A 12855-nucleotide genomic window follows, 5' to 3' on the forward strand; every position below is an offset into this window, starting at 1 on the left:
TCCTCATTCCCTTTTCACTTCAATTTTTAATTGTTCTTCTGCTAGTCCCCATTTTTCTTGAAAAAATGCAGAGAGTTCTTTTTTATCGTTGGCTTGTGTCGCTTCTCGTTCTGGTCTAATAATAATCGGATCTATTTTTTGAATTTGAAAATCTTGAAGAATCACTGTTACACCGTCATTGTTCTTGTTTGTTTCCCAAAAATGAATAGCGATAATTTCTTTTTGAAATGTTTCTTTCAATTCTTTTTCTACCTCTCTGATCATTTGCTGTCTCGTCTGTTCTAAAATATATGCATCCAGGGAAGCTTGTATTTCTTTTTTTTGTATTTGATACGATTTTTCTATTGTTTCATGATGAAAAAACTGCTCTATTTCTTTTTCTATCCATTGATCCGGTTGGATAGAAAATATCGCCGACAAAGGCTTGATCAAAAATAACACAAGCACCATTCCTAAAAACAACGATAAATAAGGACGATAACTCGTATTTGGCAACAGCCATTCCACTAAAGAAAGAAGCAATAATAAAAAAATAAGAGAGGTTATCCAAGGTATTATCATAGCCATGTTATTTCACCATCAAAAATAAATTACCAGAAATGATCATGATAGATAGAAGGAAAAAAAATAAGAAAGAAACAAACAAAAGTAATACTAAAAAATACAATATATACTTTCCAGCTACATCTACACATTCAATCATCTTTACCTCTCCAATTGGTTGTAATAAAGCACTTGAAACGCGGTACATAATCGCGATAACCCCAATTTTTATAACAGGAAACAACAGAATCCAAACAATAAACAATAATCCTGCAATTCCAATCGTATTTTTTACTAGCATACTTGTAGAAAGAACCGTATCAGCAGCTTCTGTAAAAAACTTTCCTAATACAGGGATAAAATTTCCCGTCATAAATTTTACTGTTTTCAAGGCGACTCCATCGCCAATCGATGCAGCTGCCCCTCGAATTGATGTCATTCCTAAAAAAATAGCAAAAAAGACACTTAGTAATGTAAACACCGTTTGCCGGATTAAAATGGCTAGCTTTAACGTATTAGTATGGGATGAAAGTAAACTGAACAAATGAAAAAAGGAAGCTAGCAATAACAATGGGACAAAAAGTTTTTGAACAGAAAAGCTCATAAAGTTTAAGAAAAAAATAAGAAGTGGGTGAAACAATGTAGCAGAGACAATTTGTCCAGTTGATAACATTAAACTTAAAAACAGTGGGACAAAAGCAATCATCATCGATACCATTGCATCAATACTAGAAATAACTAATTGAATCGTTTGCTTAAAACTTTCTAACACGGTCACAAACAATAAGATAAACATACACATATACGTAATAGGGTGAATGTGATTAGAAGCAAACGATTGGTGCAATAATTTCAAAAGAGCGCTTAATAAAAGAAGTGTAATCAAAACAACCAACAATTTTCCTTGGCCTACCCACTCTGCAAAAAAAAGATGCACAACAAGCGTTATCATTTGTTGAAAAGAAAAAGACCCGTGCATTAAATCGACAAAAGAAAGATCGGATAACTCTGGCATCGATTGCTCGTAACCCTTTTTCCATTCATTCCATTCTTTTTCCAATGTTTCGAGAGGCAAAGCTTCTAATTGTGCTTTTGTCATTTTTTCAACATTCGTTTCTTCAGTAGTGGCCCAAACTTCTTCTTGAAAACCGAATAAGAAAAAAAGAAGAAATAACCATCGTCTCATTTTCATTATTTCACTTCCAAACTACAAGAAAGATTGAATCATTTGTACAAAAGATTCAATTAACGCTGTTAAAATTGGCATAGCCATTGTAATCATTAAAATTTTTGCAGAAAGCTCTATTTTATAGCTTAATGCTTGAAAACCAGCATCTTTCATTAATTGCGCACTCAGTTCCGCAATATAAGCAACTCCAATCATTTTCATGATTAAAAGAACATAAGGTTCGTCCATTTTTAATTGTTTACTTAATTGTATAATCGAGGTGAAAATTTGTTGAATAGAATCGAGGAGTAAGAAAAAAATAAACAAACCAGCTACAAAAATAACAAGAAAACTAAAAAGAGTGTGCTGTTCTTTTAATACAAGTGATAAAAACATTGCCACAAACGCAATACTAATCATTTGTAACCATTCTGTCATACCATCACCTATTGAAAGAGAAAAACATCTTTAATTTTTTGAAATAAATCATCTAAAATAGAGGCTACTAAGTATAGGACAACAACAAAACCAATTAATGTGACCCAGTGTGCCCAGTCTTCTTTTCCCATTTGTTTTAACACGGTATGCAACATCGCGACAATAATGCCAACGCCAGCAATTTGAAAAATGATGTTTACATCATAGAACAATCACCACTCCTCCTCATATTAATAAAATAACGAACATCAATCCGAATAACAGCGAAACTCTTACCCCTAATTGCTTTACTTTTTGTTTTTCTAAAAAAGCTTCTTGTTCTTGTTCTGCTAAATGGAGTTGGGTTAATGCAAATTGCTTTTCTTGTTCTACACGATTAAATTTTCCTAACGTGTGTCCAATATCTTTTAACAACCATTTTTCTTCTTTTTTTAATGCCCAATTTTTTTCAAAACGATCAATATTCTCATTCCAAATCGTCATCAAATCAGCTTTACTTTGTTCTAAATCATGCTGCAAAGAAGCAAAAAAAGATTGATAATTAGGAGGAGCTTCTTGTTTAATTTTTTCACATATCATTTGTAACGGTAATTTTCGAAAAATAATTTCTGCTTCCATCCACTTTAACATATGGCTAATATACCGAATTTCCCGCAAACGCCGATCGTACTTTTCCTGCCACACCATTCCAAAAATAATCGATGACAGCATAATAAAAAGAGCACCTATGAGCTTTACCATTTTTGTAGATACACCTTTGTTATTTTCTCCAATGATTCGTTATAAATCGTTGCTGAAAATACATCTTGCATACGATGTAACACGATATACCGCTCAAACAATCGATTGTCCATTAACGGCATAAAAGACGGACGTCGACAAATATCTTGTAGCGTTTTTCCATGTGCGGTTGCCATGAAAGAAACGCCAGCATTCATTCCTTCTAATAATGCATCAATGTCCGCTTCTCTTCCAATTTCATCCACAATAATAACATCCGGGCTCATCGCTCGAATAAATAGCATCACACCTTCTGATTTTGGACAACCATCTAAGACATCTAGACGTGGACCAAATGAAAAGGAAGGTAATCCTTTTACACACGCACAAATTTCAGAACGTTCATCTACCACAGCCACTTTCATAGATGGTTGCGCTTGATTTCCTTGACTAAATAGGCGAACAAAATCTCGTAACAATGTTGTTTTTCCAACTTGTGGCGGACCAATGAGTAAAGTAGAATAAAGTTGCTTTTGATACACATACGGGAGAAATGATTGCGCAATGCCTATTTTTTCTTTGGCAATTCGAATATTTAAGGAAGAAATAAAACGAAAAGTTTGTATTTTTTGTTGATCAATCATTGGTTGTCCTGCAAAACCGACCCGATGCCCTCCTGCAATCGTTAAATATCCATTCTTCAATTCTTCTTCAAAAGCATAAATGGAGTAATGCGCTAATTTTTGAAACAAATGTTCAATTTGAAGAGGTGTCATCATTAATTCTTCTAAAAAAAGTACATCATCTGTTAACATGATTTCTATTGGTTGGTAACTTCTAATTCTAATTTCCTCCACTTTATCTAACGGTAATGTCTCCCACAAACAATGAAACGATGAAGGTAACCACTCGATTACTTGTCTCATCACATAAACTCCTATTAAGTAGCGTTTGCTTATCTATATGGTCTACTCGCGAAAAATAGAACAAAAAACCTCTTAGCGTCTATCGCTAAGAGGTTTTAGATTATGCACGAGAAACATAGTCACCAGAACGTGTATCGATTACTAGCACATCGCCTTCGTTTACGAATAATGGCACTTGAACCACATAACCTGTTTCAAGTGTAGCAGGTTTAGATGCACCTGTAGCAGTATCTCCTTTTACTCCCGGTTCTGTAGAAGTAACAGTTAATTCTACTGTATTTGGTAATTCTACTCCTAATGTTTCACCTTGATAAGACATTATATGTACTTCCATGTTTTCTTTTAAAAATTGAAGTTCATATTTAATTTGAGCTTCTGTTAATTCTAATTGTTCATATGTTTCGTTATCCATGAATGTATGCACATCACCACTGTTATATAAATATTGCATTCTGCGGTTTTCAATGTGTGCACGTGCAACTTTTTCACCAGCACGGAACGTTTTTTCTTGTGTAGAACCTGTACGTAAGTTACGAAGTTTTGAACGAACGAATGCTGAACCTTTCCCTGGTTTTACATGTTGGAATTCAAGGACTTGCCAAATTCCTCCATCCACTTCTATTGTTAAACCTGTACGAAAATCATTTACTGAAATCATTTTGTTCCTCCCTACTTAATAAGAAGTGCTACTTTATACTGTCACTTCTTTTCTAAAATTAGCCGGCTTATGCATCTAAAATAATTAATTCCTTCGGTGCTGTCGTTAATACTTCATTCCCTTGTTCGGTTATCAATAAATCATCCTCAATACGAACGCCACCAAATCCTTCCACGTAAATACCTGGTTCACACGTTACGACCATTCCTGGCTGCAATATGATATCGGAACGGACAGATAATGCAGGCCCTTCGTGAATTTCAAGACCAATTCCATGCCCTGTTGAATGTCCGAAGTTTTCGCCGTATCCCTTTGAAGTAATATAGTCTCTCGTTATGGCATCTGCTTCTTTTCCTGTTATCCCCGGTTTAATCCCTTGGATCCCTTTGATTTGTGCTTCTAAGACAATATGATAAATTTCTTGAAGTTTAGAATCTACGCTACCTACTGCAATCGTCCTTGTGATATCTGAACAATAGCCTTGATAATAAGCACCAAAGTCAAGCGTAATAATATCACCATGTTCAATTATTTTATGACTTGCTACCCCATGAGGCAAACTAGAACGAACACCGGAGGCAACAATTGTATCAAAAGAAGAGGATGACGCACCTTGTTTTCGCATCACATATTCTAATTCAGTGGCAATATCAATTTCTTTTATTCCCGGTCGAATGAACGTTAAAATATGATGAAAAGACGCATCTGCAATTTTCGCCGCTTCTTTTATTATCTTAATCTCTTCGCTATCCTTAATCAAGCGTAAATTTTCTACAAGACCATGTACAGGAACGAGTTCCGCTGGCAAAACTTTTTGATACATTTCATATAATGCATAGGTCATATGATCACGTTCAAAAGCTACTTTTTTAACCGCTAGTCGCTGTACTTGTTTTGCTACTTCTTCTGTCATCGGTCCTGTATGTTTCACAATTTCAAAAGATGGTGCTTGCACAGTTGCTTGTTCGATATAACGAAAATCCGTAATTAATAGGGCATGTTTGTCTGTTACGAATGCAACTCCACTAGATCCCGTAAAACCTGTTACGTAACGACGGTTTTCTATTCCTGTAATAAGCAAGGCATCGATACCTTTTTTATCCATCTCCTTGCGTAATGCTTGCAAACGATCCATGTTATCCCCCCTACTTCATTAGCGCGCATAAGGCTAGTTCATATCCTGTAAAACCAAGACCAACAATTTGCCCAGTTGCTACTGGCGCAATAACCGAATGATGACGAAATTCTTCGCGTGCATGAACATTCGAAACATGAACTTCAATGAGTGGAACAGTCACACTTGCAACTGCATCACGAATCGCATAGCTATAATGAGTAAAAGCACCTGGATTTAAAATAATCCCATCTTTTACTCCCTCTGCTTCATGAATCCAATCTATAATATCTCCTTCATGATTCGATTGTCGAAATTCCACTTGACAAGAGAGCGTCGTCGCAACATCTGTCACATACGTTTCTAAATCTTTTAACGTTTCGCTTCCGTAAATTTCTGGTTCTCGTTTGCCAAGTCGATTTAAATTTGGTCCATTAATGATTACGATTTTTTTCATTGCGGTTGCACTTCCTTACTTGTATTTCACGCGTCTCTATTTTTCTTTTCAGCGAATGCTCCAATCAAAAAACGCCACCTTATTTATTCGCTAAATTGGTGATTGTATCCATGAAATATTGTATCATAGCACCGCTTTTTTGAACAAGTACATCAAATAGTTACGATCCTTGTTCTTTTCGTTTTGCGTAGGAAAAAGACGTACCGAGAAACACACTATACAATACATATAAACAAATGCTCGTAATATTTGTACGAACACCGAGCTCCGTAACAGATTTAAAAGAATCAAAAAAACGGTAAAGAACAAAAAACACAAATAGCCATAAAAGAAAGCCTAACACAATCCCTATTGCAATAGATGCATTGGGAGGAACAATTCGCTCATATAGATAACCGATAGGAATAGACAAAAAACCAATACTAATAATCCCCATCACTTCACCTAAAGCGCCTTTCGTCCATGCAGCTTTCGAAAAAAAGTGAAGCATATACGCAGGATGCAGATCTGTAAAATTTAAAAAATACACCACATACCCTAAGAACGAAAAAAATATTCCCCCAAAAAGGCTTGTAATGAGCACAGATTGTTTGGAATGTTGGTTCATATTTTTCACCTCATCTATAGTATGAGTTAATTTCTCCTTTTTATTGACTAAAAAGAGTAATTCACCTGTTTTTTGGGAAAAATAAACATAGGATGGATGTTTTTCATGCTATTCCGATAGGAACCACTCTATTTTTCTTTCTTCCTCTCGAATAATTAATTAGGAAAGATAAGTCTTTGAGGTTTACACAACGTAGTTATAGCTTTAGAATAAAAGAAAATAATTGATTAAGATAGGAAGGTTTCGGCGCATGTCTCAACACTCACAACCAAATTATGGTGGGCAAGCAGTGATTGAAGGTGTTATGTTCGGAGGAAAACATACCTTTGTCACCGCTGTCCGAACAAAAGATCAGTCTATCGTCTATTACGAAGTAGAAAAAAAAGAGCAACCACGGATGAAAAAGCTAAAAAAAATTCCATTTCTTCGCGGTGTTGTTGCACTCATCGAAGCAAGTGCAAATGGTTCCAAACATTTAAATTTTTCTAGTGAACAGTACGATGAAGATAATGGCGTTGAAAAAAAAGAGCCATCCAAATTACGTTTATATTTAGGTGTTGCAGTAATCGGGATTTTATCTTTCATTTTTGGTAAACTTATTTTTACAGTAGTTCCAGCTTTATTGGCTGAATGGATGCGACCAATTTTTCCAGGGCACTTACTACAAAATATCGTCGAGGGACTTATTAAATTTACCTTACTTCTTCTTTACATTTATGTTATTTCCTTAACCCCTTTGATTAAACGAGTATTTCAGTACCACGGGGCAGAACATAAAGTGATTAACACATTTGAACATAACAAGCCGCTCACTGTAGAACAGGTAAAAAAACATTCTCGCCTTCATTACCGATGTGGAAGTAGCTTTATTTTATTCACTGTATTTGTTGGAATGGTTATTTATTATTTTGTTCCATCTGAACCACTTTCGACACGTATTTTATATCGTATCGCACTTATCCCTGTAGTATTAGGTGTTGCATATGAAGTATTACAAGCAACAAACAAAGTTCGTAACATTCCTTTATTGCGTTTTTTAGGATACCCAGGGTTAATGTTGCAACTATTAACAACGAAAGAACCGACAGATGATCAAATGGAAGTTGCTATCCATTCGTTCAACCAAATGCGAATTCGCGATTTAGAAATCGAACAATCACTAAAAGAAACAAGCTTATAACTACGAGTAGGAGGGATTTTAATGAATCGTCGATCAGCATTCCTTTTATATGTAATAGTTATGTTATTAGCGATTATTGGTTTTGGGTATCAAGTCATTACTAATCCAAAACAACTAGTTATAACATTGATAACTTTTTCCATCGTTGGAGTTATTTTGTTTTTTATTTTCAAAAAAATAGTGAATGCACAAATGAATGGACCAAGAAATTCAGAACAAGCTGCTTATAAAAAGGCAGTAAAACAATCGAAACAATTGCACGGCACGAAAGACGAAAAGAAAAGTGTCACTACCAAACCAAATTCAATGCTTCATCCATTCAAAACATCCAATAAAAACAAACCTTTACGCCATCGAAAAGACGTACCTTTTACTGTAATAGAAGGAAACAAAGGAAAGAAAAATAAAAAGAATCAAGCATCAAATTAAGCTTGATTCTTTTTTCTCTACATACCGGTAGAGAAAGGAGGAACAGTTATGCTTTCATCATTTTTAATTGATTCATTCACGTTATTGTTTGTGGTCGCGATTGGGGTTATTTATTGGACGATGGATAAAGAAAAAGGATTTCATCTACAATTATTGCTTGCTGCATCCATTTTTTTAAATCATATTATCCATGAATTTACTGCTACCATCGATGCCCCGTCATTAGAAGGTACCTGGTATAAAGATTTGCTATATCCGAATTTGTGGACACAAAACTTAACGATTTTAATTGGAGCATTACGCTTTGAAACTGGTCGTTTAAAAACAACGATGCTAAGTGGTATTATCATTAGTGTCATTTTATTACTAGCAATTACATTTTTTGAAACGAACATCATTTCTATTATTAGTGGACTTTTATTTGGTATTTTCCTCGTCATCGCGCTGTATCGTCAAGAAGAATGGATGAATGAATTGTTAGACCGAGATCGATTATTATTAATGATTTTTGTACCATTTATTTTCTGGGCTATACATCCAACGCAAACGACTAGTATTGTTTGTGGTTATATTTTAGGAGCAGGAGTCGGATATCAATTAGAAGCAATTAAATTACGCATGATTTTACGAGGACCATTCCTAAAAAAAATTGGTGCCACAAGTATTGGAATTATTGGAGTTATCGTCATTTTGTTTATCTTTTCCCGTTCGATGAGTAATCCCTTTTCTTTATTTTTATGCTATTTAAGCCTTGGCTTATGGACATATTATTTAGCTCCATTCGTTTTTATTAAAAGTAGATTGTATCGTTATATTGATTAAGGCCAATGTTGCAAGAATGTTTCTGTATGCACTTTTCCAAGTTCGAAAAGTGCTTTTTTTTCTTTTTCTGTAATGGAAAAATGCGTCGCTTGGACGTGATCAATCGGTAAAAACACTGTATTATTTTTAGCAAATTTATTCACATAACGAATATCATGGGCGTGGAGCATCGTATCTACTAACGCATGAAAGTAATCAATATTATTTTGAATCGATGAAACACCCTTCTTTTGTTTTCCAATATAAAAACCGATATTAGGCCTTCTTTCTTCATTTAATAACCAATACGGAAAATGACTCAAAACACCACCATCTACAAAGAAATACTCATTCTTAGCAGCTTTTAATCGTACTGGTTCAAAAATATACGGAATGCTACAACTCATTCGAATGGCTTTTGCGACAGGAAAATCTTCTTTCCGAATCCCATACTCTCCTAAATCATCTGGAATTACGACTATTTTTCTTCGTGTTAAATCAGACACAATAATCTTTAATTGTACTGTTTGTAAATCAGAAAAAGAAAATACTTTTTTTTCTTCCAGCCTTTTTTTTATCCATGTTTCTAGTTGATCTCCTTTATATAATCCTAATTGGTAGTACATTCTAACCCACTTTTGCCAACTGTATTTCGTTTGATTTTTTTCAAGAAAATCAGTTTTTTTCACTTCTAGTGCTACCTTCTTTAATTCGGTAGACGTATAACCTGCTGCTAAAAAACTGCCAATAAGAGCACCTGCACTAGAACCGATGATTTTTCGGTATGTCACTTGTTTTTTTTCGAGCGCTTCTATTGCCCCAATAAACGCAAGACCTTTCATACCTCCACCAGAAAACACGACATCAATCTCCAGCGTGATCACCTTCTTTTTATCCTTCCCGTAAAAAAAATAAGGAAGGGTTATGGGTAAAATCGGATGTACTACATATGTAAGCTTCTTTTCTTAAACTAGAACACAAAAAAACTTGCGATTCATTCTAACCTATCGCAAGTTTTCTTGTGAACGAGCTATACTTTCGTATAAAGAAAAGATTGTCTTATCGTTTTACGATTCTTTTTCCATTTCATTTTTTTGTTGAATGCTTAGCAATTCTTTGTGTCGTATTTCATCCTCTTCAAAATATTCCACCACGTTCCCGATTCTCTCTAACGTTTCCCAACTTAAGTGATGTTCAATTCCTTCTACATCATCATAAATAATTTCTTCATTGACGCCGATAATTCGTAAAAAATCCTCTAACAATTCGTGACGATCGACGAGCCGTTTTCCAACTTTTTTTCCTTTTTGTGTTAAAATTAATCCCCGATATTTTTCATAAATTAAATATTCACTTCGATCTAATTTTTGAACCATTTTTGTAACTGAAGAAGGGTGAACATGCAATGCTTCTGCTATATCTGATACGCGAGCATAACCTTTATCTTGAATTAGCAAATAAATTTGTTCAATATAATCTTCCATACTTGGTGTCGGCATCAATGTTTCCTCCATTTCCTCGTACCCGTACTTTACGCATTACATAAATGATACCTTAATTACGAATGTATGACAAGCGTACGAAAATCTCAATTTTATATAAAAAAATCGTAAGCGTCAAATAGCCCACACCTATTAATTAGTTTTGGGCTATTTGGCGCTTATTTTTATATAAAACTTTAATGATCAGAAATCCGTACAGAAACAATTTTTTATAATCCTATGAACTCGAGTAAGTCCCGTACTGAAACCTACACCAACCATTAGCTGTATGTCTAAAATTTTTCCACTCGCTTGTTGTGGTGCTTCATAAAGAAATCTTCCTTCAATAGGCGCTTTCGCACTTTCTACACCGATGATTAGATGTACTTATCTGTTTGTAGACCTATCTTACCATTGTGAACTACTCCTACCACTTATCACCCTTACGGGTCACTTGAAGTGGGGGCTTCTCGACTTCTCGTTGCTTTTAGTAGCCAACGAAAACTGACCGAGCTATCCCTCTCGTTCCAAGAGTTCTTTTTTCTATGATAACGCTAATAAACGTAATCCTTCATGTTTGATGTTGATAGAAGCATTCCAGTCTCTGTCTGCTACAAAACCACAATCACAGTGGAATGTACGCTCAGAAAGAAATAGAGACTTCTTTATCTGACCACAACATGAACAAATTTTGGATGATGGAAACCACTTAGCTATTTTGATCAGTTTTTTCCCTTGCTCTTCTAACTTGTATTGGAGAAATGTCGTGAACATGCTCCAGGCATTATCCGTAACGCTTTTACCGAAATGGAGTGCTTGTGACATTCCTTTCATGTTGAGGTCTTCGATTAACCACACAGTCATACAGTTTCACTAATTTGTACGATTCCTTATGTAGAAAGTCCTTTCGTTGGTTCGCAATTTTTTCATGTAGCTTCGCTACTTTTAGACGTTGTTTGTGCCAACGATTAGATCCTTTCTTTCTGAGTGATAGAATACGCTGTTCCTTCGCTAACTTTTCCAAAGCTTGATGATAGAAACGTGGGTAAGTGGCTGTCTTCCCTTTTTCACTATCGACAAATAAACCATTCATGGAAAAGTCTAAGCCAACAACAGCTTTTACTTCTTTTTGTACAGGTTGATGTTCGTATTCGATGAGAATAGAAACATAGTATTTTCCTGTTTTTGTTCGAGAAATCGTACAAGACTTGATGATATGATGCGACGGAATTTCCCGATGTTGCTTCATTTTCACAAGTTTCCATTTCGGTAATTTAATATAGCCATCCAAAAGCATAATGTTTCCATTTACCACGTTGGTTGTGTAGAATTGTCTTGCCTTACGGTTTTTGAACTTCGGAAATTCAGCACGACCAGAGAAGAAGTTTTTGTACGCCTTCTGCAAATTTAGTTGGGCGTTCGCCAATGCAAGACTATCTACTTCTTTGAGCCATGAAAACTCCTCCTTGTACTTAGCAGGAGTAGAGAACTTTTGCTTCTTTAGCGCTTCTTTGTCGTCCTTGAATTGTTCATACGCTTCCTTTCGTTCAGCTAACATTTTGTTGTAGACAAAACGAACACAACCAAAGGTTTTGACAAGAAGTTGCTCTTGTTCTTGCGTTGGATACAGACGAAACTTATATGCTTTGTTTGCCATATCGAATCACCTCACTTTACACCTTGATTTTCCATCTATTTCTTTATCACTTCAATGGAAGCACCAACAGTGGTAAGGAAGCGAAAATTCCTTGACCAAAAATACTCTTTCCACAGTTTCTTTTTCATCTGTGGAAAATGCTTTTTGATAAGTCGAGAACTTGCGCTTTTATAAGCGTTGATGAACTTTGACATGTCAGTATTCGGATGTGCTTTGAACAACATATGCACATGATCCATATCGTGATTCCATTCTACTAAGGAAATAGTATCATTTTCACCCAATCGAACAAACATATCTTTCGCATAGTCAGATATGGCAACGTCCATCACTTTTCTACAATATTTTACGACCAGAACAAGATAATAATAGAGTAGGAATACTGAATAATTATTATTATCTAATTTCATTGATACAACATACTTTCTATTATCTAAGACTGATTATATCATAATACAAAAAAGAGACAACTTTAGGCTACGCCTAACCGAAATTCATCTCCCACTTTCACTGGTGCTGCCGTACCTTCACGTTTAGAAGTGGGAGACTTCTTTCGGAGGAAAGTTAAAGTAGGGAGTTTTCTATCCGTTAACGAAGCTTAAATAGAAAATAAATATGGAAACTGTACATTTTCGTGCTTTATCAACAAAATGGAACTATGTTTAAAAAGAAATTT

Annotated in this window: 16 protein-coding genes and 1 pseudogene; 3 read left to right on the forward strand and 14 right to left on the reverse strand. The window is 35.1% G+C overall.

What is annotated here, in order from left to right; all coding sequences use genetic code 11:
• Positions 1-3: 3 nt before the first annotated feature.
• The 10 genes from spoIIIAF to BN1372_RS08445 all read right to left on the reverse strand — a co-directional run bounded on the left by spoIIIAF (position 4) and on the right by BN1372_RS08445 (position 6631).
• A complete protein-coding gene (gene spoIIIAF, locus BN1372_RS08400) occupies positions 4-567 on the reverse strand; it encodes a stage III sporulation protein AF (protein ID WP_062198511.1) in 564 nt (187 codons plus the stop codon).
• A gap of 1 nt (position 568) precedes the next feature.
• On the reverse strand, positions 569-1735 hold the full coding sequence (spoIIIAE, locus tag BN1372_RS08405) for a stage III sporulation protein AE (protein WP_062198512.1): 1167 nt from the start codon (positions 1733-1735) through the stop codon (positions 569-571).
• Between the two features lie 15 nt (positions 1736-1750).
• Positions 1751-2149, reverse strand: coding sequence for a stage III sporulation protein AD (gene spoIIIAD, locus BN1372_RS08410; RefSeq protein ID WP_062198514.1), 399 nt, complete (start codon positions 2147-2149; stop codon positions 1751-1753).
• An 8-nt stretch (positions 2150-2157) separates the two neighbouring features.
• Positions 2158-2361, reverse strand: a complete 204-nt coding sequence (gene spoIIIAC, locus BN1372_RS08415; protein ID WP_074018161.1) for a stage III sporulation protein AC — start codon at positions 2359-2361, stop codon at positions 2158-2160.
• 13 nt (positions 2362-2374) lie between these two features.
• On the reverse strand, positions 2375-2890 hold the full coding sequence (locus tag BN1372_RS08420) for a stage III sporulation protein AB (RefSeq protein WP_062198516.1): 516 nt from the start codon (positions 2888-2890) through the stop codon (positions 2375-2377).
• Positions 2884-3795 (reverse strand): stage III sporulation protein AA, encoded by a 912-nt coding sequence (spoIIIAA, locus tag BN1372_RS08425; RefSeq protein ID WP_062198518.1) that lies wholly within the window; start codon positions 3793-3795, stop codon positions 2884-2886. The genes BN1372_RS08420 and spoIIIAA overlap by 7 nt, the downstream gene beginning before the upstream one ends.
• Before the next feature lie 100 nt (positions 3796-3895).
• A complete protein-coding gene (efp, locus tag BN1372_RS08430) occupies positions 3896-4453 on the reverse strand; it encodes an elongation factor P (protein WP_062198520.1) in 558 nt (185 codons plus the stop codon).
• A gap of 67 nt (positions 4454-4520) precedes the next feature.
• Positions 4521-5588: a M24 family metallopeptidase gene (locus BN1372_RS08435; RefSeq protein WP_062198522.1), complete on the reverse strand. Its 1068-nt coding sequence runs from the start codon at positions 5586-5588 to the stop codon at positions 4521-4523.
• Between the two features lie 10 nt (positions 5589-5598).
• Complete coding sequence (gene aroQ, locus BN1372_RS08440; protein WP_062198524.1) at positions 5599-6024, reverse strand: type II 3-dehydroquinate dehydratase; 426 nt, start codon at positions 6022-6024, stop codon at positions 5599-5601.
• A 160-nt stretch (positions 6025-6184) separates the two neighbouring features.
• Complete coding sequence (locus BN1372_RS08445) at positions 6185-6631, reverse strand: YqhR family membrane protein (protein WP_062198526.1); 447 nt, start codon at positions 6629-6631, stop codon at positions 6185-6187.
• Positions 6632-6881: 250 nt separating this feature from the next.
• Between BN1372_RS08445 and BN1372_RS08450 the strand changes: the two genes are divergently transcribed.
• From BN1372_RS08450 to BN1372_RS08460, 3 genes are read left to right on the forward strand one after another with little or no spacing between them, the layout of a single operon-like run.
• Positions 6882-7811: a DUF1385 domain-containing protein gene (locus tag BN1372_RS08450; protein ID WP_062198528.1), complete on the forward strand. Its 930-nt coding sequence runs from the start codon at positions 6882-6884 to the stop codon at positions 7809-7811.
• Between the two features lie 21 nt (positions 7812-7832).
• Entirely contained in the window at positions 7833-8240 is a 408-nt protein-coding gene (locus tag BN1372_RS08455; RefSeq protein ID WP_062198530.1) for an SA1362 family protein, read from the forward strand.
• A 48-nt stretch (positions 8241-8288) separates the two neighbouring features.
• Positions 8289-9062: a hypothetical protein gene (locus BN1372_RS08460; RefSeq protein ID WP_062198532.1), complete on the forward strand. Its 774-nt coding sequence runs from the start codon at positions 8289-8291 to the stop codon at positions 9060-9062.
• Here BN1372_RS08460 and BN1372_RS08465 read toward each other — a convergent pair.
• The 4 genes and pseudogenes from BN1372_RS08465 to tnpA form a co-directional block, all read right to left on the reverse strand.
• Positions 9059-9925, reverse strand: coding sequence for a patatin-like phospholipase family protein (locus tag BN1372_RS08465; RefSeq protein WP_082418999.1), 867 nt, complete (start codon positions 9923-9925; stop codon positions 9059-9061). The genes BN1372_RS08460 and BN1372_RS08465 overlap by 4 nt on opposite strands.
• Before the next feature lie 183 nt (positions 9926-10108).
• Positions 10109-10540: a transcriptional regulator MntR gene (mntR, locus tag BN1372_RS08470; RefSeq protein ID WP_062198534.1), complete on the reverse strand. Its 432-nt coding sequence runs from the start codon at positions 10538-10540 to the stop codon at positions 10109-10111.
• Between the two features lie 525 nt (positions 10541-11065).
• A pseudogene (locus BN1372_RS08475) lies at positions 11066-12179 on the reverse strand (RNA-guided endonuclease TnpB family protein).
• Between the two features lie 35 nt (positions 12180-12214).
• On the reverse strand, positions 12215-12589 hold the full coding sequence (tnpA, locus tag BN1372_RS08480; protein WP_062198536.1) for an IS200/IS605 family transposase: 375 nt from the start codon (positions 12587-12589) through the stop codon (positions 12215-12217).
• Between the last annotated feature and the right edge of the window lie 266 nt (positions 12590-12855).

It is taken from the genome of Massilibacterium senegalense, assembly GCF_001375675.1.
GTDB lineage: Bacteria > Bacillota > Bacilli > Bacillales > Massilibacteriaceae > Massilibacterium > Massilibacterium senegalense.

Excerpts from the sequence above, each read along its gene's own strand:
- spoIIIAF (WP_062198511.1), bottom strand. The coding sequence starts at position 567 with ATGGCTATGATAATACCTTGGATAACCTCTCTTATTTTTTTATTATTG.
- BN1372_RS08460 (WP_062198532.1), top strand. The coding sequence starts at position 8,289 with ATGCTTTCATCATTTTTAATTGATTCATTCACGTTATTGTTTGTGGTC.
- efp (WP_062198520.1), bottom strand. The coding sequence starts at position 4,453 with ATGATTTCAGTAAATGATTTTCGTACAGGTTTAACAATAGAAGTGGAT.
- BN1372_RS08435 (WP_062198522.1), bottom strand. The coding sequence starts at position 5,588 with ATGGATCGTTTGCAAGCATTACGCAAGGAGATGGATAAAAAAGGTATC.
- aroQ (WP_062198524.1), bottom strand. The coding sequence starts at position 6,024 with ATGAAAAAAATCGTAATCATTAATGGACCAAATTTAAATCGACTTGGC.
- BN1372_RS08450 (WP_062198528.1), top strand. The coding sequence starts at position 6,882 with ATGTCTCAACACTCACAACCAAATTATGGTGGGCAAGCAGTGATTGAA.
- BN1372_RS08445 (WP_062198526.1), bottom strand. The coding sequence starts at position 6,631 with ATGAACCAACATTCCAAACAATCTGTGCTCATTACAAGCCTTTTTGGG.
- tnpA (WP_062198536.1), bottom strand. The coding sequence starts at position 12,589 with ATGAAATTAGATAATAATAATTATTCAGTATTCCTACTCTATTATTAT.
- spoIIIAA (WP_062198518.1), bottom strand. The coding sequence starts at position 3,795 with ATGAGACAAGTAATCGAGTGGTTACCTTCATCGTTTCATTGTTTGTGG.
- spoIIIAD (WP_062198514.1), bottom strand. The coding sequence starts at position 2,149 with ATGACAGAATGGTTACAAATGATTAGTATTGCGTTTGTGGCAATGTTT.
- mntR (WP_062198534.1), bottom strand. The coding sequence starts at position 10,540 with ATGCCGACACCAAGTATGGAAGATTATATTGAACAAATTTATTTGCTA.
- BN1372_RS08455 (WP_062198530.1), top strand. The coding sequence starts at position 7,833 with ATGAATCGTCGATCAGCATTCCTTTTATATGTAATAGTTATGTTATTA.
- BN1372_RS08420 (WP_062198516.1), bottom strand. The coding sequence starts at position 2,890 with ATGGTAAAGCTCATAGGTGCTCTTTTTATTATGCTGTCATCGATTATT.
- spoIIIAE (WP_062198512.1), bottom strand. The coding sequence starts at position 1,735 with ATGAAAATGAGACGATGGTTATTTCTTCTTTTTTTCTTATTCGGTTTT.